The organism is Rhizobium quercicola (genome assembly GCF_021168455.1).
Classification (GTDB): Bacteria; Pseudomonadota; Alphaproteobacteria; order Rhizobiales; family Rhizobiaceae; genus Ferranicluibacter; species Ferranicluibacter quercicola.
Window position 1 is genome coordinate 161,845 of sequence record NZ_JAJOZR010000008.1, and the last position, 20,278, is coordinate 182,122.

The 20,278-nt window shown below is 65.8% G+C and carries 17 protein-coding genes and 1 pseudogene; 6 read left to right on the plus strand and 12 right to left on the minus strand.

Annotated features, from left to right (window positions below):
• The first annotated feature begins 363 nt into the window (after positions 1–363).
• Positions 364–627, plus strand: a complete 264-nt coding sequence (locus LRX75_RS13965; protein ID WP_231815322.1) for a hypothetical protein — start codon at positions 364–366, stop codon at positions 625–627.
• Positions 628–720: 93 nt separating this feature from the next.
• The gene (locus LRX75_RS13970; RefSeq protein ID WP_110727608.1) at positions 721–990 is read left to right on the plus strand and encodes a hypothetical protein; all 270 of its coding nucleotides are present in this window, start codon (positions 721–723) and stop codon (positions 988–990) included.
• A 58-nt stretch (positions 991–1,048) separates the two neighbouring features.
• On the opposite strand, the gene queC is transcribed toward LRX75_RS13970, so the two are convergent.
• The 4 genes from queC to LRX75_RS13990 form a co-directional block, all read right to left on the minus strand.
• The gene (gene queC, locus LRX75_RS13975; protein ID WP_231815324.1) at positions 1,049–1,765 is read right to left on the minus strand and encodes a 7-cyano-7-deazaguanine synthase QueC; all 717 of its coding nucleotides are present in this window, start codon (positions 1,763–1,765) and stop codon (positions 1,049–1,051) included.
• Between the two features lie 216 nt (positions 1,766–1,981).
• Positions 1,982–3,514 (minus strand): YifB family Mg chelatase-like AAA ATPase, encoded by a 1,533-nt coding sequence (locus LRX75_RS13980; RefSeq protein ID WP_231815326.1) that lies wholly within the window; start codon positions 3,512–3,514, stop codon positions 1,982–1,984.
• Between the two features lie 139 nt (positions 3,515–3,653).
• Positions 3,654–4,613 carry a glutathione synthase gene (gene gshB, locus LRX75_RS13985; protein ID WP_231815328.1) on the minus strand — a complete coding sequence of 320 codons (960 nt, stop codon included), beginning with the start codon at positions 4,611–4,613 and terminating at the stop codon, positions 3,654–3,656.
• A 129-nt stretch (positions 4,614–4,742) separates the two neighbouring features.
• A complete protein-coding gene (locus LRX75_RS13990; protein WP_231815330.1) occupies positions 4,743–5,294 on the minus strand; it encodes a cupin domain-containing protein in 552 nt (183 codons plus the stop codon).
• Positions 5,295–5,497: 203 nt separating this feature from the next.
• On the opposite strand from LRX75_RS13990, the gene LRX75_RS13995 reads away from it, so the two are divergent.
• On the plus strand, positions 5,498–6,004 hold the full coding sequence (locus tag LRX75_RS13995; RefSeq protein WP_231815332.1) for a hypothetical protein: 507 nt from the start codon (positions 5,498–5,500) through the stop codon (positions 6,002–6,004).
• 72 nt (positions 6,005–6,076) lie between these two features.
• Here the strand turns inward: LRX75_RS13995 and LRX75_RS14000 are convergent, their stop codons facing one another.
• The 3 genes and pseudogenes from LRX75_RS14000 to LRX75_RS14010 form a co-directional block, all read right to left on the minus strand.
• On the minus strand, positions 6,077–7,021 hold the full coding sequence (locus LRX75_RS14000; RefSeq protein WP_231815333.1) for a lysylphosphatidylglycerol synthase domain-containing protein: 945 nt from the start codon (positions 7,019–7,021) through the stop codon (positions 6,077–6,079).
• A gap of 239 nt (positions 7,022–7,260) precedes the next feature.
• Positions 7,261–8,667 carry a M20/M25/M40 family metallo-hydrolase gene (locus LRX75_RS14005; RefSeq protein ID WP_231815334.1) on the minus strand — a complete coding sequence of 469 codons (1,407 nt, stop codon included), beginning with the start codon at positions 8,665–8,667 and terminating at the stop codon, positions 7,261–7,263.
• A gap of 174 nt (positions 8,668–8,841) precedes the next feature.
• Positions 8,842–9,258: pseudogene (locus tag LRX75_RS14010) on the minus strand (MarR family winged helix-turn-helix transcriptional regulator); the annotation flags it as partial.
• 467 nt (positions 9,259–9,725) lie between these two features.
• Between LRX75_RS14010 and polA the strand changes: the two are divergent.
• Together polA and LRX75_RS14020 are read left to right on the plus strand one after the other, a co-directional pair.
• Positions 9,726–12,743: a DNA polymerase I gene (gene polA / locus LRX75_RS14015; protein WP_231815335.1), complete on the plus strand. Its 3,018-nt coding sequence runs from the start codon at positions 9,726–9,728 to the stop codon at positions 12,741–12,743.
• A gap of 27 nt (positions 12,744–12,770) precedes the next feature.
• Positions 12,771–13,754, plus strand: coding sequence for an isopenicillin N synthase family dioxygenase (locus tag LRX75_RS14020; RefSeq protein ID WP_231815336.1), 984 nt, complete (start codon positions 12,771–12,773; stop codon positions 13,752–13,754).
• 171 nt (positions 13,755–13,925) lie between these two features.
• On the opposite strand, the gene LRX75_RS14025 is transcribed toward LRX75_RS14020, so the two are convergent.
• Both LRX75_RS14025 and LRX75_RS14030 read right to left on the minus strand, forming a co-directional pair.
• Positions 13,926–14,219, minus strand: a complete 294-nt coding sequence (locus LRX75_RS14025) for a type II toxin-antitoxin system RelE/ParE family toxin (RefSeq protein WP_231815337.1) — start codon at positions 14,217–14,219, stop codon at positions 13,926–13,928.
• Complete coding sequence (locus tag LRX75_RS14030) at positions 14,216–14,461, minus strand: CopG family ribbon-helix-helix protein (RefSeq protein ID WP_231815339.1); 246 nt, start codon at positions 14,459–14,461, stop codon at positions 14,216–14,218. Before LRX75_RS14030 ends, LRX75_RS14025 begins: the two co-directional genes overlap by 4 nt.
• A gap of 143 nt (positions 14,462–14,604) precedes the next feature.
• Here LRX75_RS14030 and LRX75_RS14035 point away from each other — a divergent pair, with 143 nt between their 5' ends.
• Entirely contained in the window at positions 14,605–14,934 is a 330-nt protein-coding gene (locus tag LRX75_RS14035) for a helix-turn-helix domain-containing protein (RefSeq protein ID WP_231815340.1), read from the plus strand.
• A gap of 84 nt (positions 14,935–15,018) precedes the next feature.
• Here LRX75_RS14035 and LRX75_RS14040 read toward each other — a convergent pair whose 3' ends face one another.
• The 3 genes from LRX75_RS14040 to LRX75_RS14050 form a co-directional block, all read right to left on the minus strand.
• Complete coding sequence (locus LRX75_RS14040) at positions 15,019–15,645, minus strand: TetR family transcriptional regulator (RefSeq protein ID WP_231815341.1); 627 nt, start codon at positions 15,643–15,645, stop codon at positions 15,019–15,021.
• Between the two features lie 83 nt (positions 15,646–15,728).
• The gene (locus LRX75_RS14045) at positions 15,729–18,908 is read right to left on the minus strand and encodes an efflux RND transporter permease subunit (RefSeq protein WP_231815342.1); all 3,180 of its coding nucleotides are present in this window, start codon (positions 18,906–18,908) and stop codon (positions 15,729–15,731) included.
• A gap of 9 nt (positions 18,909–18,917) precedes the next feature.
• On the minus strand, positions 18,918–20,222 hold the full coding sequence (locus LRX75_RS14050) for an efflux RND transporter periplasmic adaptor subunit (protein ID WP_231815343.1): 1,305 nt from the start codon (positions 20,220–20,222) through the stop codon (positions 18,918–18,920).
• Positions 20,223–20,278 lie beyond the last annotated feature (56 nt).

Here is a 20,278-nt window from a genome sequence, read left to right on the forward strand (position 1 = left end):
ACAAGGGAACCCGTCATGAACAATATCATCTATATCGTCGGACTGGTCGTCGTCGTTCTCGCCGTCCTCTCGTTCTTCGGACTGCGCTGAGCCGGTATCGACCCGCCTGAAGCCTCAAAGCCCCGCTTGCCGGGGCTTTTTGCCGTTCATGCCACACCGCCGGCGGGCGGAAACGATGTCGCCCGAAACCCGGTTTCCGCGACAGGCTTTCGTCCGACGGCTTCGTTCCCGAAATCGATTCCGGATTCGGGAATTATGCAGTAGGGTTTCGTACCAGAGCCGCCTGACGCGGCGCGGACCGCGGTAGACCAGAGTGACAGCGACGACATTTCCCCTCATCGGCCCTTCGTGCAGCAGACACCCATGAAAACGCAGGAAGATCTGGCGATCGCCGTTCGCCGCATGCAACAGCAATATGAAAGAGGCCGCATGGACCGCGATATCCTGCGGGGCTGGGTGCTCGGCCTTCCCTCCTATCCGCAGCCCCACGGCGCCGCGGTCGATGCCCTGAAAGCCTGGTTCGCGATCCGGCAGAGCGACGTCACGCCGGAGATCCGCGCGCGCGATCTCGACAGGCTGGCAGCCGTCGCGGATGCCTCGGCCGTCAGGATCCCGGACGGACTGTGACCCGCGTCTGACTTGAAGGACGTGTGCGGCAGGCTATGCTTTGCGCGGCGTTGCGGTGTAGAACGAGCAGAAGATCGAGAATGGCGAGGACCGATGTCGAACGATAATGAACCGGAAATGGAGTATTCGGAGCTGTCCGGCGAGTTCACCGAAGACGGCGTGACCGTGCTGGTCGATATCTCGCGGCCGGCGGGTACGAATCTCGACTGGCAGATGCTGGTGCTGACGCAGGAAGAAGACGTGACCGAGTGGGAAGACCCCTTCCCGACCGACCGCGAAGCCTTCGACGAGTTTCTCGCGACCGTCGCCCGCGAAGGCATTCGCTCCTTCTTCGGAGACGAAGAGCCGCCGACGCTGCAGTGATCCGACCCGGGACCACGACGACGGAACGGCAAAGGCGGGTTCGCGCCCTTGCGACGTCTCAGCGGACCTCTTGCGCCACGGAGCGCCCGACCCCGCAGGCCTCCCGCCAGAAATCGGCATCCTCGTAGAGCGTCGGGTCTTCGACGCCCGCGAGATGGAAGGCCTCGCGCCGCTCCACGCAGGTGCCGCACCGTCCGCAATGCACCGTGCCACCCTTGTAGCAGGACCATGTCCGCGCGAAGGGCGTGCCGTTGCCGGCGCCCTCCGTGACGATGTCGGCTTTCGTGCGCTCGACATAGGGGGCGTAAAGGTCGACCGAGGCATAGCCGTCCAGCGCGTGTGTCTGCATGGTCTGGAACGCGCGGATGAAATCGGGCCGGCAATCGGGATAGATGAAGTGATCGCCGCCATGAACGGCGACGGCGACGGCATCGAGCGTCTGCGCGGCCGCAAGGCCGAAGGCGATCGTCAGCATGATCGCATTGCGGTTCGGCACCACCGTCGTCTTCATCGTCTCCTGCGCATAATGCCCGTCCGGCACCGCGATATCGTCCGTCAGCGCCGAGCCGGTCAGATGCGCGCCGATCGGCCCGATGTCGATCAGATGGTGCGGCACGCCGAGCCTGTGCGCGGCCTCGGCCGCAAAGTCCAGCTCCCGGCGATGGCGCTGGCCGTAGTCGAAGGACAGGAGGCCGGCGAGATGACGGTCGCGCGCCACGTGATGGGCGAGCGTGACGGAGTCCAGTCCGCCGGAGCAGACGACGAGCGTTTTCATGGAGAGCGTTCCCTTGTTTTGACCGGGTGGGCTGCGACCGGCATCGGATACGGCAGAACGGTGCCGTCCTTGAGGGCGAGACATTGCCGCATTCTCCCGCGCGGATAAAGGGCCTCCGCGTTTTTGACAGTCCGGCATTCCCCCGGTTTTCCAGACGCCCGGTTTCAAAACCCGCGCCGTCTCGAGCCGACGGCAATCCGGCGGCCGGCCCGCGTCTCACGCCGCGCTGGTCACGCGGTCCGCGGCGATGCGGTAGGAGATGGCTTCGGCGATGTGGATCCGGCCGACGGTCGGGCGGGCGTCGAGATCGGCCAGCGTGCGGGCGACCTTGAGGACGCGGTGATAGGCGCGGGCCGAAAAGGTCATCCGTTCCGCGACCTCGCGCAGGAGCTGCAGCCCGCCGGCATCGGGTTCGGCCAGCGTCTCGATCATCGAGGTGGTGCAGCGGGCGTTCGCGGTGATCTTCGGCATGCCGAAGGCGATGAAGCGGTCGGTCTGGATCGCCCGGGCATGGGCGACGCGGGCGGCGACGACCGCGCTGGTTTCGGCCGGCGCCGGGCGGATGAGATCGGCAGCGGACACGGCGGGCACGGAAATGCGGATGTCGATCCGGTCCATCAGCGGGCCGGAGATGCGCGCCTGATAATCGCTGGTGCAGCGCGGGCCCCGCGCGCAGCTGTGCCCCGGCTCGCCCGCCATGCCGCAGCGGCAGGGGTTCATGGCGGCGACCAGCTGGATGGCGGCGGGATAGCTGATGCGGTGGTTGGCGCGCGCGATGATGCATTCGCCGGTCTCCAGCGGCTGGCGCAACGCGTCCAGCGCCTGCGGCGAAAATTCCGGGAACTCGTCGAGAAACAGTACGCCGTTATGGGCAAGCGACGCCTCGCCCGGCCGGGCGCGCAGACCGCCGCCGATCAGGGCCGCCATGGTGGCGGAGTGGTGCGGCGTGCGGAAGGGCCGGCGATCCGAGAGCTTGCCGCCCGCCAGCTGCCCGGCGATCGAGTGGATCATCGACACCTCGAGCAGCTCGCCCGGCGACAGCGGCGGCAGGATGGAGGGCAGGCGTGCGGCGAGCATCGACTTGCCCGAGCCGGGCGGGCCGACCATCAGCAGATTGTGGTTTCCGGCGGCGGCCACCTCCAGCGCGCGCTTGGCGCTTTCCTGCCCCTTGATGTCGGCGAGATCCGGCAGATTGGCGGCCGTCGCGCGGATGGCCGGCTCCGGCCGGGTCAGCACCTGCGTGCCGCGGAAATGATTGGCGAGCGCGATCAGGCTGCGGGGCGCGAGAATGTCGATCTCGGAACCGGCCCAGGCGGCCTCCGGGCCGCTGTCGGCCGGGCAGATGAGGCCCTTGCCGATGGCGTTCGCACCGATGGCGGCAGGCAGCGCGCCGGCAACGGCCGCGATCGTGCCGTCGAGGTTCAGTTCGCCGATGACGACGTATTCGGCCAGCGCATCCGACGGAATCGCGCCGAGCGCCGCCATCAGCCCGAGCGCGATCGCAAGGTCGAAATGGCTGCCTTCCTTCGGCAGGTCGGCCGGCGCGAGATTGATCGTCACGCGTTTGGGCGGCAGGGAAAGGCCGGAGGCGTGGAGGGCCGCGTGCACCCGTTCCCGGCTTTCGGCCACCGCCTTGTCCGGCAGGCCGACGATCTGCACGCCGACCTTGCCGGGCGCCACCATCACCTGCACATCGACCGGAACGCCCTCGATGCCCTGAAACGCCACCGTGCCGACCCGTGCCACCATATTCCCGCCACTCCGACCGATGCGCTTATGAGACTTTCCTCACATTACACGGCAGCCGGAATAAAACAAGAACATTGGCGGAACGATTACAATCGACCATGTCGGCAAGGTTGTAAACATCACAACCCGGCCGGATTTTTCAGCCGCGCTTGCGCTCGATCGCATCCCAGAGAAGGCTCGCGATATCGGCACCGCCGAATGTCTTCACCTCGCGGATGCCGGTCGGGGAGGTCACGTTGATCTCGGTCATGACGTCGCCGATGACGTCGATGCCGACCAGCAGGAAGCCGCGTTCGCGCAAGGCCGGGCCGATGCGGGCGCAGATCTCCCTCTCGCGCGCCGTCAGCTCCGTCGGCTCGGGCTTGCCGCCCGCATGCATGTTGGAGCGGGCATCGTGCTCGGCCGGCACGCGGTTGATGGCGCCGACGGGCTCGCCGTCGACGAGGATGATGCGCTTGTCGCCCTTGCGCACGGCCGGCAGGTATTCCTGCGCGATGAAGGGCTCGCGGAACATCTGCCCGAACATTTCGAGCAGCGAGGACATGTTGCGGTCGTCGCGGGTGGCGTGGAACACGCCCGCACCCCCGTTGCCGTAGAGCGGCTTCAGGATGATGTCGCCCATTTCTTCACGGAATTTGGCGATTTCGGCCGGGTCGCGGGTGATCAGCGTCTTCGGCATCAGATCGGGAAATTCGGTGACGAAGATCTTTTCCGGTGAGTTGCGCACCCAGGCGGGGTCGTTCACCACCAGCGTTTTCGGGTGAATGCGCTCCAGAAGATGGGTCGAGGTGATATAGGCCATGTCGAAGGGCGGATCCTGACGCAGGAGCACCACATCCATGGTGGAGAGATCGAGCCGCTCAGGCTCGCCGAGCGTGAAATGATCGCCCTTCACGTCGCGCAGCGTCATCTGCTGCGCCGTGGCATAGACCTGCCCGTCGCGCAGCGACAGCCGGTCCGGCGTGTAGTGAAACAGCCGGTAGCCGCGGTTCTGCGCCTCCAGGCTCATCGCAAAGGTCGAATCGCCCGCGATATTGATGGTGGAGACGTGGTCCATCTGAACCGCGACGTTCCGGAGTGCCGTTCTGCTGGCTGCCATTGTCTTCCCCTGCCGATCGACCCGCCGCGTCTCCGGCGGGCCTCATGACGTAGGACGGGACGCGCCCGAACGCAACGGCAGACCGCCCTGCGGCTGAGCGAAAGTCGCGCGGCCGCCCGACGAACCCGATCAGGCGGCGAGGGCCGCCTTGGGCGCTTCGCCGCGCAGCATGTCGCGCAGGCGATAGGCCATGACGACGGGTTCGGGGAATTTCTTGCGGCAGAAGGCGATCTTGCGGACATAGGTCTCGATGCGCCAGTTGGCCCAGGTGCCGCCGTTGAAGAAGCCGATATCGCCGGCACGCAGCACCGTCTCGGTGCCGTCCTCGGCCGTCACATGCACCTCGCCTTCGAGGATGACGACCGTTTCGTCCCAGCCGAAATACCAGTTGAATTCGCCGGCCGTGCAATCCCACATGGCGGTGACGGCGGCATCGTCGTGGCTGCGCGAATGCTCGGCCAGACGCGCAACCGGCGCACCCGCGACGATCCAGTCGGGATTGATCGGGGAAGGCAGCATGGGCAGGTCCATGGCCGGCGACGCGATCATTGCCTGGCGGCGGCCTGCGGCCTGTCTGCTCAGCTGCTTGCCCGCCTCTTTCGGGCCGGCAAGCCTCGGCGCAAGCGGCGTCACCCGCACCGCAACCGCCATCAATTCCGCAAAAAGCATCTTCAGCGCCATGTCGTCCCCCGGCAAAAAATCTGTTCCGGACAGGACGGTAGCGAAAAGACGGAAAGACAGCGTTGAAGCGATCGCTACCATTTGAGCGATCGTCGCATTGCCGGCCGTTCCCGATGCCTGAGCGTCGTCAATTTGCCGCATGTCGGTGGCCTAACGATGCGGCATCTTCACGAGAAGATGCGGCATCTTCACAAGGACGTTCCATGCCCCATCGCGCCTTTGTCTCCCTCGCCCTTTCCGCCGCCCTTCTGGCCGGAAGCTTCGCCGTTCCACACGCAGCACTCGCGCAGGACGTGCCCTATGTCGACGATCGGTCGGACGGGGCAAAGCTCGTCCGCTCGCTCTACAATGCCATCGCGCGCAAGGAATATGCCCGCGCCTATGCCTATTTCGGCGACAAGCCCCCGGCCGGCGACTATGCGAGCTTCGTGCTGGGCTACAAAAACACGGTCGATGTCGAGGTGAAGACCGGCGTCGTGACGCAGGAGGGTGCAGCCGGCAGCCTCTACGCGCCGGTGCCCGTGGCGGTGCGCTCGGTGGACAAGGACGGAAAGGAGCGCGTCTTTGCCGGCTGCTACGTGACGCGCATCGTCAATGCCGCCATCCAGGAACCGCCGTTCACGCCGCTGCACATCGAGCGCGCCGAACTCGGCGAGGTGAAGACGCCCTTTGCCGAGGCGGTCCCGAAGGTCTGCCATTCCCCGTCGTAAGAGCAAATCCAGCAAAAGTGCGACGCGGTTCTGCGTCCGGAGTTGCGTGAAAAGAGACCAGACCGTCCCGGATCAAGGCCCCGCGCGGCGGCGCTCCAGAAACTGGCGGCGCTCGAATAGCACGACCACGACGAGCGCCATCAGGAAGGGGATGACGAGGTAGAACAGCCGGAAGATGACGAGGGCGGCCAGCACCGAGGCCGCATCGATCTCCGGCAGGGCCGCGATGAAGATCAGCTCGAGCACGCCGATGCCGCCCGGGGCGTGTGACAGGAGGGCGGCCGAGAACGAGGCGAGGAACACGCCGAGCACCACCATATAGCCCGGATTTCCCGCCTCCGGCAGCGCGAAATAGATGATGGCGGCAGCCCCGATCAGCTCGACCGGCGCGATCAGCAATTGCCGCACCGCCAGCGTCGGCCGCGGATATTCCAGATGGAACCACCGCGTGCGGATGGGCCTGAAGCCGATGAGACTTCCCAGGAGGTAGAGGCCGATCAGCGCGAGAATGACGATCGCCGTGGAGATCGAGGCGCCGAGCGGGATGACGTCCGAGAAGCGATCGACGATCTCCGGCTCGATCAGAAGCACGATCGCCGACAGCGTCAGCGTGCCCAGCGCGAAGGTCAGCGAGCAGAAGGCAACGAGAATGCCGGTTTCGCTGACGCTCAGGCCCTTCGACCCATAGGCCCGGTAGCGCACGACGGCGCCCGAGAAGACCGAGGCCCCGATGGTGTGCGACAGGGCATAGGCGGTGAACGAGCAGACGGTGATGAAGGTCAGCGACAGGCGCCGGCCGAGATGTTCGAGCGCCAGATGGTCGTAGGCCGCAAGCGCCGCATAGGCCACCAGCGTGGCCCCGGCCGCCAGCAGCCAGCTTTTCAGCGGCACGGCCTGGAAGCTCGTCAGGAAGTCGTCGAGCGAAAGCCCCCGCAGCTCGTGGTAAAGGCCGTAGAGCGAAAACAGGATGGCCGCCAGCCCGACGGCCGGCCAGATCAGGGCGCGGATCGTCTTCATGCAGGTCTTTTTCGGTCCGGCGGAGGCAGTCTCGACGTCATATGGGTCATGAGACCATCGCCACCCGGCCGGGTCAAGGGCGTCCCGGCCGGCGGCGCCTTCACAAAATCTTGAGATTTCAACGTGTCAGCGCCGCATTTCGAATCTGTCCGGTTCATTCTGAACCGGACAGATTCTGGTTTTCTTTGATTTCGTCTGTCTTGTCGGGATAACCGGTTTCCACTTGTCCCTGACAAACGCTAGCGAGCGGCCGCCAGCGCGTCGAGGATGCGCACCCAGGAGCGGATGCCCTTGTGGAAGGACTGGAGGTCGTATTTCTCGTTGGGCGAGTGGATGCGGTCGTCGGACAGGCCGAAGCCGACCAGCAGCGATTCCATGCCCAGCATCTTCTGGAAATCGCCGACGATCGGAATGGAGCCGCCCATGCCGATGATGACCGCGGCCTTCGGCCACTCCTCCGACAGCGCCGATTTCGCCGTGTTGAGGAGCGACGAATCATACGGCAGCTGGATGGCCGGCGAGCCGCCATGCTCGTGGAATTCCACCGAGCAATCGTCCGGAATGCGGGCGCGGACGTAATCGCGGAAGGCCGCGCGGATCGCATCGGGGTTCTGCTGGCCGACGAGGCGGAAGGAGATCTTCGCCGACGCCTTTGCGGCGATCACGGTCTTGAAGCCCTCGCCCGTGTAGCCGCCGGTGATACCGTTGACCTCGGCCGTCGGGCGCGCCCAGATGAGTTCGAGGACCGAGCGGCCCTGCTCGCCCGAGGGGATGGCAAGGCCGATCTCGCCCAGCATCTTCTCCGCCGTCTGGCCGAGCGTTTCCCAGGCGGCCTTGATCTGCGTCGGCGTCTCCTCGACGCCGTCATAGAAGCCGTCAAGCGTCACGCGGCCGGTCTCGTCGTGAAGGCCGGCGAGAATGCGCGACAGGATGTGGATCGGATTGGCGGCAGCGCCGCCGAACATGCCGGAATGCAGGTCGCGGTCGGCGGCGGTCACCACCACCTCCTCGCCCACGAGGCCGCGCAGGCCGGCCGCGATGGCCGGCGTCTCGCCGTCCCACATGCCGGTGTCGCAGACCAGCGCATAGTCGGCTGTCAATTCCTCGGCGTTCGCGGTCAGGAAGGGTTTCAGCGACGGCGAGCCGGATTCCTCCTCGCCCTCGAACAGCACCGTGACGCGGCACGGCAGGCTGCCATGGGTTTCCTTATAGGCGCGGCAGGCCTCGACGAAGGTCATCAGCTGGCCCTTGTCGTCGGAGGTGCCGCGGCCGGTGATGACCTTGCGGCCAGGGGTGCGGCCAGGCGACAGCTCGCGCACGGACGGGGTGAAGGGGTCGGTTTCCCAGAGCGACAGCGGATCGACCGGCTGGACGTCGTAATGACCGTAGAACAGCACGTGCGGCGCATCCGGGGTGGCACCGTCGTGATGCGCGACGACCATGGGATGGCCGGGCGTATCGCGCACCGAGGCCGTGAAGCCGAGGCCCTGAAGGTCCGCGACCAGCCATTCCGCCGCCGTGCGGCAGGCGTCCTTATAGGCCGGATCGGTCGAGATGGAGGGAATGCGCACGAGGTCGAAGAGCCGTTCGAGGCTGGCGTCGAGATTGGCGTCGGCCTTAGCGAGAACGCCGGTGATATCGGTCATGGCAATGCTCCTTGATGTCGGCGCGACCCTACTCAAAAATTCGGGCTTGGGAAGACCCACCCGTCACCGCGGGCGTTCGCCCGGACTGTCCGGGCCGGCGTCTCGCGGGGCGTCCGCCTCCGCCCCCTGCCGCACCGGGGCCTCGTGCATGGCATCGACGGGGGAAAGGTCGGCATTGGCGATGGCCATGCGCATATATTCGAGCATCAGCGCCCGCTCGAAGCGGCGAAAGCCGGTCAACAGCGCATCGTCGGCCGCCCGCGCCGCCATCATCGCGTCACCCTCCAGCGCGCGACCGCGCTCGGTCAGGAAGATCTGCTGCGCCCGCCGATCCGTCGGGTGGGGGCGGCGCGTGATCAGCGCATCCCGCTCCATCCGCGCCAGCGTGTTGGCGATGGTCGCCTGCTCGGCATCCAGCCGGTCGATGAGCTGGCGCTGCGTCAGCCCGTCCTCGTTCCACAATTCGGCCAGCACGGGAAACTGCCCCGGCGCAAAGCCGAGCTTGCGGCCCCTCTCCTGCAGCTGGCGGGAGAAGCGTCTGGCCAGCAGGCTGGCGAGATAGGTGGCGGACTCCATGCGGTCGTAGGCCATGACAATGGGTACGCCCGGGACGGCACGGTGACAAGATCGCAGCCGACGCCGGAACCGAAAAAACCGCCCCGCCCCGAAGCGGAAGAACCATCGTGCCCCGAGACGGAAATACCGCCATGCCCCGAGACGGAAAAACCGCCATGGCGGAGGCGGGGCCATGACGGTTTTTGATAATGGACAAAGGCCCGGAGAGGGGGGTTAGGCCTTTGTCCTTGCATCTGGGGTCGGCGGGGGACAGGCCTCGACCAGATGACGGCGCTTGTCGCTGCCGTTGACCCTGATTTGTGGGTCCGAATGTGGCTTTTCAAGGGAAGCGCCGGGGACGGCTGATTACAAATTGGTAAGGTTTGAAACAGCCTCTCATTTTCGCAAGGGCGCACGCCATCGAACGTCGGGACCCCGGAACGGCATCGACGAGACGGCTTGCCCGATGGACCTTTCGCGCCTGCCGCGCTATCCGTGTCTCCATGAAAAAAGGCGATCATCTCTTCCTCGTAGACGGCTCCGGCTTCATCTTCCGGGCCTTCCACGCGATTCCCCCGCTGAACCGCAAATCGGACGGCCTGCCCGTCAATGCGGTCTCGGGCTTCTGCAACATGCTGTGGAAGCTTCTGACGGACGCGCGCGACACCTCGGTCGGCGTCACGCCGACGCATTTCGCCGTGATCTTCGACTATTCCTCGAAGACCTTCCGCAACGATCTCTACGACAAGTACAAGGCCAACCGCACGGCCCCGCCGGAAGACCTGATCCCGCAATTCGGCCTGATCCGCCATGCGACGCGCGCCTTCAACCTGCCCTGCATCGAGATGGAGGGGTTCGAGGCCGACGACCTGATCGCCACCTATGCCCGCATGGCGGAGGAAGCCGGCGGCGACGTGACCATCGTGTCCTCCGACAAGGACCTGATGCAGCTGCTCACCCCGTGCGTTTCCATGTATGACAGCATGAAGGACAAGCAGATCGGCATTCCCGAGGTCATCGAGAAATGGGGCGTGCCGCCGGCAAAGATGATCGACCTGCAGGCGCTGACCGGCGACTCGACCGACAACGTGCCCGGCATTCCCGGCATCGGCCCGAAGACCGCCGCCCAGCTTCTGGAAGAGTTCGGCGATCTCGACACGCTGCTCGCCCGCGCCGGCGAGATCAAACAGGTCAAGCGCCGCGAGAACATCCTCGCCAACGCCGATCTCGCCCGCCTGTCGCGCGAGCTGGTGACGCTGAAGACCGACGTTCCGGTGGAGACCCCGCTCGACGCGCTCGACCTGCATCCGCAGGACGGGCCGAAGCTCGTGGCCTTCCTGAAGGCGATGGAATTCACCTCGCTGACCCGCCGCGTGGCCGCCGCCACCGATACGGATGCCGATGCGGTGGAAACGGCGCATGTCCCCGTCGAGGGCGGCGCGCAGGCGCACGGGCCGGATCTCGACAAGGGCGAGGCTGCCGGCACGGCTCCGGCGGGCGCGCCGGCCGCGGAAGCCTCTCCCGAAACGGCCGAGGAGGCGGCAAAGGTCTTGCGCCAGGCGCCGGTGCTGCCGGTGGAAACCGGCGCGACGCCGCAGGCGCTGGCGCAGTCCCGCGCCGAAGCCTTTGCCACCGCCCCCATCGACCGCTCGACCTATGTCACGATCCGCGACGTCGCGACGCTTCAAAGCTGGATCGCGGCCGCCCGCGAGGCCGGCCTCGTCGCCTTCGACACGGAAACCAATTCGCTCGATGCGATGCAGGCCGATCTCGTCGGCTTCTCGCTCGCCATTGCCGACAACAGCCGCGACGCCTCCGGCACGTCCATCCGGGCGGCCTATGTGCCGCTGCTCCACAAGAGCGGCGTCGGCGATCTCCTCGGCGGCGGGCTCGTGGAAAACCAGATCCCCGACGGACAGGCGATCGCCCTTCTTAAAGACCTGCTGGAAGACCCCGCGGTTCTCGTCGTCGCCCAGAACATGAAATACGACTATCTCGTCATGAAGCGGCAGGGCGTGGAGATCGCCCGCTTCGACGATACGATGCTGATGTCCTACGTGTCCGATGCCGGCGCCAACACCCACGGCATGGACGCCTTGTCCGAGCACTGGCTCGGTCACCAGCCGATCCCCTTCAAGGACGTGGCCGGCAGCGGCAAGTCGATGGTGACGTTCGACTATGTCGACATCGACCGCGCCACCGCCTACGCGGCCGAGGATGCCGACGTGACGCTGCGGCTCTGGCATGTGCTCAAGCCCCGGCTTGCCGCCAAGAAACTCGTGCGCGTCTACGAACGCCTGGAGCGGCCGCTGGTACCCGTGCTCGCGCGCATGGAAGAGCGCGGCATCTCCATCGACCGGCAGATCCTGTCGCGGCTCTCCGGCGAGCTGGCGCAGGGCGCGGCGCGGCTGGAGGCCGAGATCCACGAACTGGCGGGCGAAAGCTTCAACATCGGCTCGCCCAAGCAGCTGGGCGACATTCTGTTCGGCAAGATGGGCCTGCCCGGCGCGTCGAAGACCAAGACCGGGCAATGGTCCACGTCGGCGCAGGTGCTGGAAGACCTCGCCCTTTCCGGCCACGACCTGCCGCGGCGCATCGTCGACTGGCGCCAGCTGACCAAGCTGAAGTCCACCTATACCGACGCCCTGCCCGGCTTCGTGCATCCGAAGACGGGCCGCGTCCACACCTCCTATGCGCTCGCCGCCACGACCACGGGGCGCCTCTCCTCGTCGGAACCCAATCTGCAGAACATCCCGATCCGCACGACCGAAGGCCGCAAAATCCGCACGGCCTTCATCTCGACGCCGGGCCACAAGCTGATTTCGGCCGACTACAGCCAGATCGAGCTGCGGGTGCTCGCCCATGTCGCCGATATTCCCCAGCTGCGGCAGGCCTTCGCCGACGGCATCGACATCCATGCGATGACGGCCTCCGAAATGTTCGGCGTGCCGGTCGAGGGCATGCCGAGCGAGATCCGCCGGCGGGCGAAAGCCATCAATTTCGGCATCATCTACGGCATCTCCGCCTTCGGGCTTGCCAACCAGCTCTCCATCGAGCGCTCCGAGGCCGGCGACTACATCAAGCGCTATTTCGAACGCTTCCCCGGCATCCGCGACTATATGGACGCGACCAAGGCCTTTGCCCGCGAGAACGGCTATGTCGAGACCATCTTTGGCCGGCGGGCGCATTACCCCGACATCCGCTCCTCCAACCCCTCCGTGCGTGCCTTCAACGAGCGCGCGGCGATCAACGCCCCGATCCAGGGCTCCGCCGCCGACGTCATCCGCCGCGCGATGGTGCAGATGGAGCCGGCGCTCGAAGCCGCCAAGCTTTCCGACCGCTGCCGCATGCTCCTGCAGGTGCATGACGAACTGATCTTCGAGGTGGAAGACGCCGACATCGACAAGGCCATCCCCCTCATCGTCTCCGTCATGGAAAACGCCGCCATGCCGGCGCTGGACATGCGCGTCCCCCTCAAAGTCGACGCCCGCGCCGCCCACAATTGGGATGAGGCGCACTGAACCCTCCATAATCTTACAGGAGCTGCCATGTCCCTGCCCGCTTTCCCCGTCTTCGATCTCAGCCGCTTCGAGCGAGCGGAGCCAGACGAGAAACAGCGGCTGGGACGCGAGGTGGATGCGATCTGCCGCGAAACCGGCTTCCTCGCGATCCGCGGACATGGCGTCTCTCAGGCCGTCATCGACGATGTCTGGGAGAAGGCCCGAACGTTCTTCGATCTGCAGCCGGAGGCAAAACAGGCCGCACGGGCGCCCTACAAGGGTTACCCATACGGCTATCTCGGGCCGGAACTGGAAGCGCTCGCCAAATCCCGCGACGTCGACAGTCCGCCGGACCTGAAGGAGAGCTTCAATGGCGGACCTCTTGCGCGTCCCCCATCGATCACCGATCCCGAGGCGCTCGCCTTCTGCTATGCCGACACCATCTGGCCGGACGTGCCGGACGGTTTCGTCGCAGCCTGGCAAGCCTATTACCGTGCGATGGAAGATCTCGCGGCCCGGATCATGCGGCTCTTTGCGGTGGCGCTTGATCTGCCGGAGACCTATTTCGATCGCTTCATCACCGCGCCGATCAGCGCGCTGCGGGCGCTGAACTACCCGCAGCAGCATGTCGCGCCCAAGCCCGGTCAGCTTCGCGCCGGCGCCCATACCGATTATGGCAGCCTGACGATCCTGCTGCCGCAGGCAGGCTCGCGCGGGCTGGAGATCCTCTCGCCCGACGGCACATGGACCGGCGTCCCGCCGATTTCAGGCGCCTTCGTCATCAATATCGGCGACCTCATGGCGCGTTGGACCAACGATCGCTGGGTGTCCACCCTGCACCGCGTCGTCAATCCGCCGCCGGAAGACGGCGGGCTCGACCGCCGCCAGTCGCTTGCCTTCTTTCATCAGCCGAACTGGGACGCCGAAATCACCGTGCTCGACGCAACGCTCCGACACGGCGAGACTCCCCGCTATGCGCCGGTTCGGTCCGGGCCCTATCTGATGGGGAAGTTCAAGGCGACCTCGGCTTGAGGGCTGTCACGGAGGGGAGACCACTGAGGCAGCATATCGGGATCACAGGCCTTCTTGTCCGCCGCCGATGCGTCGCAGGCCGACGTCGTGACAGCGTTGGGTACTAGAACCATTTGGAAAGATGTTGAAGCGTTCGTGATGTAACCATCTCAGGTCTGACGGCGTCTGCTCCTAAAACGCCTGCGGCCACTTCTGGGCCGTGTGGAGCACGGTCAATATCTCAATTCCGTTGCCCCCAACCCGATACGGAAGAATATACGAGATATCAGGAAGCACGAGTTCTCGCGTCCCTTTGATGCGTCCTACACGCCCCATGGCAGGCTGCTCCGTCAGGGCTTCAGCCGCAGAGGTGATGCGAGAGACGACGCGGGCGGCGGCAAGCGGATCATCTTTTTCGATATACGCCCCGATGTCATCGAGCCGACGCAATGCCCGTTGTGTCCAACGAAGCGTTCTTCTGCTCATGATGGGCGGGCAGATTTGACATATTTCCCGACGACGTTCGCCACATCGTCGGCACTGGCGAAGTCACCACGATCAGCTTCTGTCAATCCAGCCTCGATTTCGGCAAGCTGCCACTCCTCACGGGCGATAAAGTCCTCGATCGCCTGCGCGGCCACGTAAGAGCGGGAGCGGTCAAGCTTTTCGGCCAGTTGGTCAAGCCTTGCAGCCGTCTCGTCCGGCACGCGTACAGTGAACGCAGTCATGGTTTAACCTTTCATTGGTTCACCATGATGATTGTTGAACCAGCATGGTTCGTCAAGATTTCGCTTTTCAGCTCAAACTGGATTTATATCTTTAAATATATGGACCGCCCCCCGTTTCGATTCCTGGCGGAAGGAGAAAAACGATGCGCAATGACTGGAAGACGCTCCGTGCCGATCTCCCGGAAGACGTTCGTTCGCGCCTCGACGAGAAGCGCGGTGCGCGGCGCTTGGGCAAGGCTCTGACTGAGGTGCGAAAGGCAATGAACGCAACACAGCGGGACGTCGCCACGCGCGCCGCCATGACGCAGAATACCGTCTCGAAGATCGAGAACGCTGACGATATTCTCGTTTCCTCCGTTATGCGCTACACGCATTCCATCGGAGGTGGTGTCGAGCTTATCCTGAAGACCCCTGACGGCAAGGCGGCGCGGGTCGATTTCGATCCCGAGATCTCGATCAAGCTCTCCACCTAACCGCACCGCACTCTTTCCCGAAAGGGCCGCTCCAAACCGAAATTCCCGGACGCAAGCCCGCCCCCCGCACGTCCCTGCACCTGCTCAGACCGCCTGCGCGTCCTCCCGGCGGAAGCAGCCGAAGAGGCGGGCGAGGCCTTGGCGGCCTTCGCCGGCGAGGTCGAAGCGGCGGCCGAAGAGGAGCCATTCGCTGCAGAGGCCCTTGATCATCCAGCGCATCGCCCGGGCGGCGCTGGAGGGCGTCCAGGCGCCGCTGAGGGCGCCGCGGGAGGCGGCCTTGCCGAAGGCGTCTTCGAGAAACCGGGTGTGCTCGTCGTCGATTTCCTGCTGGCGCCCGAGCACCGGGGCGAGGTCGCTCGTATAGTCGCAGCGCAGCAGGATGGTGAGGATGCGCTGGCGCTGCTCGTCGCAGGCCATGACGTCGAGCCAGTCGCCGGCCACCGCCTCGATATGGGCGAGGATATCGATGCCGACATTCTCGATCTCGTCGCGCAGCAGCTCCTCGTCGGGCAGCGGCACCGCTTTGTAGAGTTCGAGAAAGATATCGGCCTTGTTCTGGAAGTGCCAGTAGATCGCGCCGCGGGTCACGCCCGCGACCGACGCGACATCCTCGAGGGTCGCGTTGGAGACGCCCTTTTCGAAGAAGACGTGCTCCGCCGCCGTCAGGATGCGGTTGCGCGTTTCCTCCGCTTTCGCCTTCGTCCGCCGCATGGTGTCTTGTCGAACCTCCCAAAGGCTTTCACGAGGGGCTTTCACAGGGCGCCGGCCCGCCCGAGGGCGGGCCGGAACCGAAATCATTCGGCCGGCGTGGTGCCGCCGGCGTGCCCCGAGGCCGGAGAAGGGGTCGCCTGAGACGGGGTCGCCGGGGCGTGATCGTTCGTCTTGCCGCGCTGGAAGATCTTCATCACGAAGACGAAGAAGACGGGCACGAAGAACACCGCGAGGATCGTCGCCGAGATCATGCCGCCGAGAACCCCGGTGCCGATCGCGTTCTGGCTGGCGGCCGAAGCACCACTGGCAATGGCGAGCGGCACGACGCCGAGCGTGAAGGCGAGCGAGGTCATGAGGATCGGGCGGAAGCGCAGATGCGCCGCCTCGATCGTCGCATCCATCAGCGACTTGCCCGCCTCCATCTGCTCCTTGGCGAACTCGATGATCAGGATCGCGTTCTTGGCCGACAGGCCCATGATCGTGATCAGGCCCACCTTGAAGTAGACGTCGTTGGAGAGGTCGCGCAGCGTGATGGCGATGACCGCGCCGATGATGCCGAGGGGAACGACGAGCATGACGGAGATCGGGATCGACCAGCTTTCGTAAAGGGCGGCAAGGCACAGGAAGATCAGCAGGCAGGAGAGCCCGATGAGCAGCGGGGCCTGCGAGCCCGACTGGATTTCCTCGCGCGACTGGCCGGACCACTCATAGGCAAAGCCCGAGGGCAGCTGGCCCATCAGCCGTTCCATTTCCGCAATCGCCTCGCCCGAGGAGTGGCCGGGCGTCGCCTGGCCCGAAATGCGGATGGAGGGGTAGCCGTTATAGCCGACGGTCTGGGCCGGGCCCATCTGCCACTCGATGGAGGAGAAGGCGGACAGGGGCACCATGCCGCCATTGGTGTTGCGCACGTTGAGCGTCAGCAGGTCGGAGGGCTTGGTGCGCTTGGTCACGTCGGCCTGCACGGTCACGCGCTGCAGACGGCCCGAATTCGGGAAGTCGTTGACGTAGGTGGAGCCGAGATTGGTCGAGATCGTGGCGTTGATATCGGCAAAGGCGACGCCGAAGGTGTTCGCCTTCTCGCGGTCCACGATCAGGTTCAGCTGCGCGACGTCCGGCAGGCCGTCGACGCGGACGCCGGCAAGGATCTGGCTCTGTGCGGCAAGGCCGAGCAGCTGGTCGCGGGCGGCGGCGAGCGCCGTATCCCCCTGTCCCGCCCGGTCCTGAAGACGGAATTCGAAGCCGTTGCTGGTGCCGAGACCCTGGATCGGCGGCGGCGACAGCGCAAAGGCGATCGCGTCGCGGATCTGGCTGAAGGCGATGGAGGCGCGCATGGCGATCGAGGCGGCCGCATCGTCGGCACCGCGATCCGCCCAGTCCTTCAGCGTGATGAAGGCGAGGGCGGCATTCTGGCCGGAGCCCGAGAAGGAGAAGCCGTTGACGGCGATGATGCGATCGACGGCGCCTTCCTTGCCGAAGAAGCCTTCCACCTGCTGGATGACCTCGGTCGTGCGGTTGGCGGTGGCTTCGGAGGGAAGCTGCATGGAGACGATGATGTAGCCCTGGTCCTCGTTCGGCAGGAAGGCCGAGGGAAGCCGCATGAACAGGTAGCCCATGGCGGCGACGATCACGAGATAGACGAGCATGAAGCGGCCCGACCGCTTGATCATCCACCCGACCCAGCCGCTATAGCCGTGCGAGGTCTTGTCGAAGCCGCGGTTGAACATGCCGAAGAAGCCGCGCTTCTGCTGGTGCTGGCCCTTGGGGATCTGCTTGAGGAAGCTGCCGGCGAGCGCCGGGGTCAGCGACAGCGCCAGGAAGGCGGAGAACAGGATCGAGGTCACCATGGTCAGCGAGAACTGCTGGTAGATGACGCCGACCGAGCCGGGGAAGAAGGCCATGGGAATGAACACGGCGGAGAGAACCAGCGTGATGCCGATGACGGCGCCGGTGATCTGGCCCATGGCCTTGCGCGTCGCCTCCTTCGGCGTCAGCCCCTCTTCCGTCATGATGCGCTCGACGTTCTCGACCACGATGATGGCGTCGTCGACGAGAATGCCGATCGCCAGCACCATGGCGAACATGGTCAGCACGTTGATGGAGAAGCCCGCGGCATAGATGATGGCGCAGGTGCCGAGCAGTGCGACCGGCACGACGATGGTCGGGATCAGCGTGTAGCGGATGTTCTGCAGGAACAGGAACATCACGAGGAAGACGAGCGCGACGGCTTCGAGCAGCGTGTGCAGCACCTTTTCGATCGAGACCTCGACGAAGGGCGCGGTGTTGTAGGGAATGGAATATTCGACGCCTGCGGGGAAGTACCCTTTCAGTTCTTCCATCCGCGCCTCGATCAGCGTCGCGGTGTTGAGCGCGTTGCCGGTCGGGGTCAGCTGGACGGCGATGGCCGCCGACGGCTTGCCGTTGAGGCGTGTCGAGGTGTCGTAGCTCTGGCCGCCGACCTCGATGCGCGCGACGTCGCGCAGGCGCACGGCCGATCCGTCGGGATTGGCGCGCAGCACGATCGCGCCGAACTCCTCCGGCGAGGACAGCTGGCCCTTGACGAGGACCGGGGCGGAAACCTGCTGGGTGATCGGGTTCGGCTGGGCGCCGATGGAGCCCGCGGCGATCTGGGCGTTCTGCGCCTGGATGGCGCTGGTCACGTCGCCGGCCGTCAGGTTGAGGCCCACCATCTTGTCGGGGTCGATCCAGACGCGCATGGAGCGCTCGGAGGAGAACAGCTGCGCCTGGCCGACGCCCTCGATGCGCTGGATTTCATTGAGCACGTTGCGGCTGAGATAGTCGCCCAGACCGATGGCGTCCATGGAACCGTCGGTGGAGGTCAGCGAGATGATCAGGAGGAAGCCGGAGCCGGCTTCGTCCACCTGGATGCCCTGCTGCGTCACCGCATCCGGAAGGCGCGGCTCGACGCGGCGCACGCGGTTCTGCACGTCCACGGCCGCATCGCCCGGATCGGTGCCCGGTGCGAAGGTGACGTTGATGGAGACGGCGCCGGCGGCGTTCGACGTGGACTCGAAATACTGGAGACCGTCGATGCCGTTCAGCTCGTTCTCGATCAGCTGCGTCACGCCCTGATAGGTCTCGGTGGAAGACGCGCCGGGATAGGTGGCGGAGATGCTGATCTGCGGCGGCGCGACGCTCGGATACTGCGCGATCGGCAGGAAGGGGATCGCGATGATCCCGGCGATCATGATGAAGAGGGCGACGACCCAGGCGAAAATGGGCCGGTCGATAAAGAAACTGGGCATGGACCGTCCTTACTTCGCTTGTGCAGGTGCCGCTTGTGCAGGCTTGGCGCCGCCTTCGGGCGCGGCAGGCTTGTCGGCGGAGGCCGCGGGGGCGCCCGCCGGATCGTTGCCCGCAGGCGCGCCTTCCGGCTTCGTGGGGGCGGCGGGGGCCGCGTCGCCTTCCGGCTTGGCCGGCTGCGGGTTCCAGTCCACGGCCTTGACCGGCGCGCCGGGGCCGACCTTCTGGAAGCCCTCGACGATGATCTTCTCGTCCGCCTTCAGGCCGTTCGAGATCACCCAGCGGTCGCCGACCACGCGGCTCGTGGTGACGGGACGGATCTCGACCTTGCTCTCGCCGTTGACGACGTAGACCAGCGCCTTGCCGGCGGTGTCGCGCTGGATGGCCTGCTGCGGCACGGCGATCGCATTGCGCTCGATGCCCTGCTGGATGAGGCCGCGGACATACATGCCGGGCAGGAGATCGCCGTTCGGATTGGCGAACTCGCCGCGCAGCGTGATCTGGCCGGTGGTTTCATCGACCGCGGCTTCGGAGAAGAGCAGACGGCCCTTTTCCGGATAGGGCGTGCCGTCGTCCAGCACCAGCTGGGCGGCCGCCTCGTTGGCATCCGTCATCAGCTGGCCGTCCTGCAGCGCCTTGCGCAGGCGGATGACGTCGGTCGCCGTCTGGGTGAAGTCGGCATAGACGGGGTCGAGCTGCTGGATCGTCGCGAGGTTCTCGGTGCCGCTCTGGCTGACGAGCGCCCCTTCGGTGATCAGCGCGCGGCCGATCCGGCCGCTGATCGGCGCGGTGACGTTGGTATATTGCAGGTTCAGCCGGGCGGAGGCGACGCCGGCCTCGGCGATCGCCACGTCCGCGTCCGCCTGCGCCAGAAGCGCGACGGCGTCGTCGAAGTTCTGCTGCGTCGCGACGTTCGAGCGGCGCAGCTGCTCCTGGCGGTCGGCGGTGTTGCGGGCCTGCGTCTGGGCGGCGCGCGCCCGGGCGAGCGTGCCCTCGGCGCTGTCCACCTGCACCTGGAAGGGCTTCGGATCGATGCGGTAGAGCACGTCGCCCTGCTGCACCGTGGTGCCCTGCTCGAACACGCGCTCGACCACGATGCCGGACACGCGCGGGCGAACCTCCGCGGTGCGGGTCGCGGCGATCCGGCCCGGAAGCTCGTTGGTGATCGGCAGCTCCTCGGTCTTCGTCGTGACGACCGCGACCTCGGAGGGCGGCCGCTCCGGCTGCCCCTGCGCTTGGCTCTCTTCCTGCTGGCAGGCACTCAAGAAAGCCGCGCTGATGACGAGAGCGGCGAGCGTCAGACGATTGGTCCGCATATGAAGGTCCCACGAAAAAGACCGGCGCGCGCATGAGGTCTCATGGCGTCGGCCGG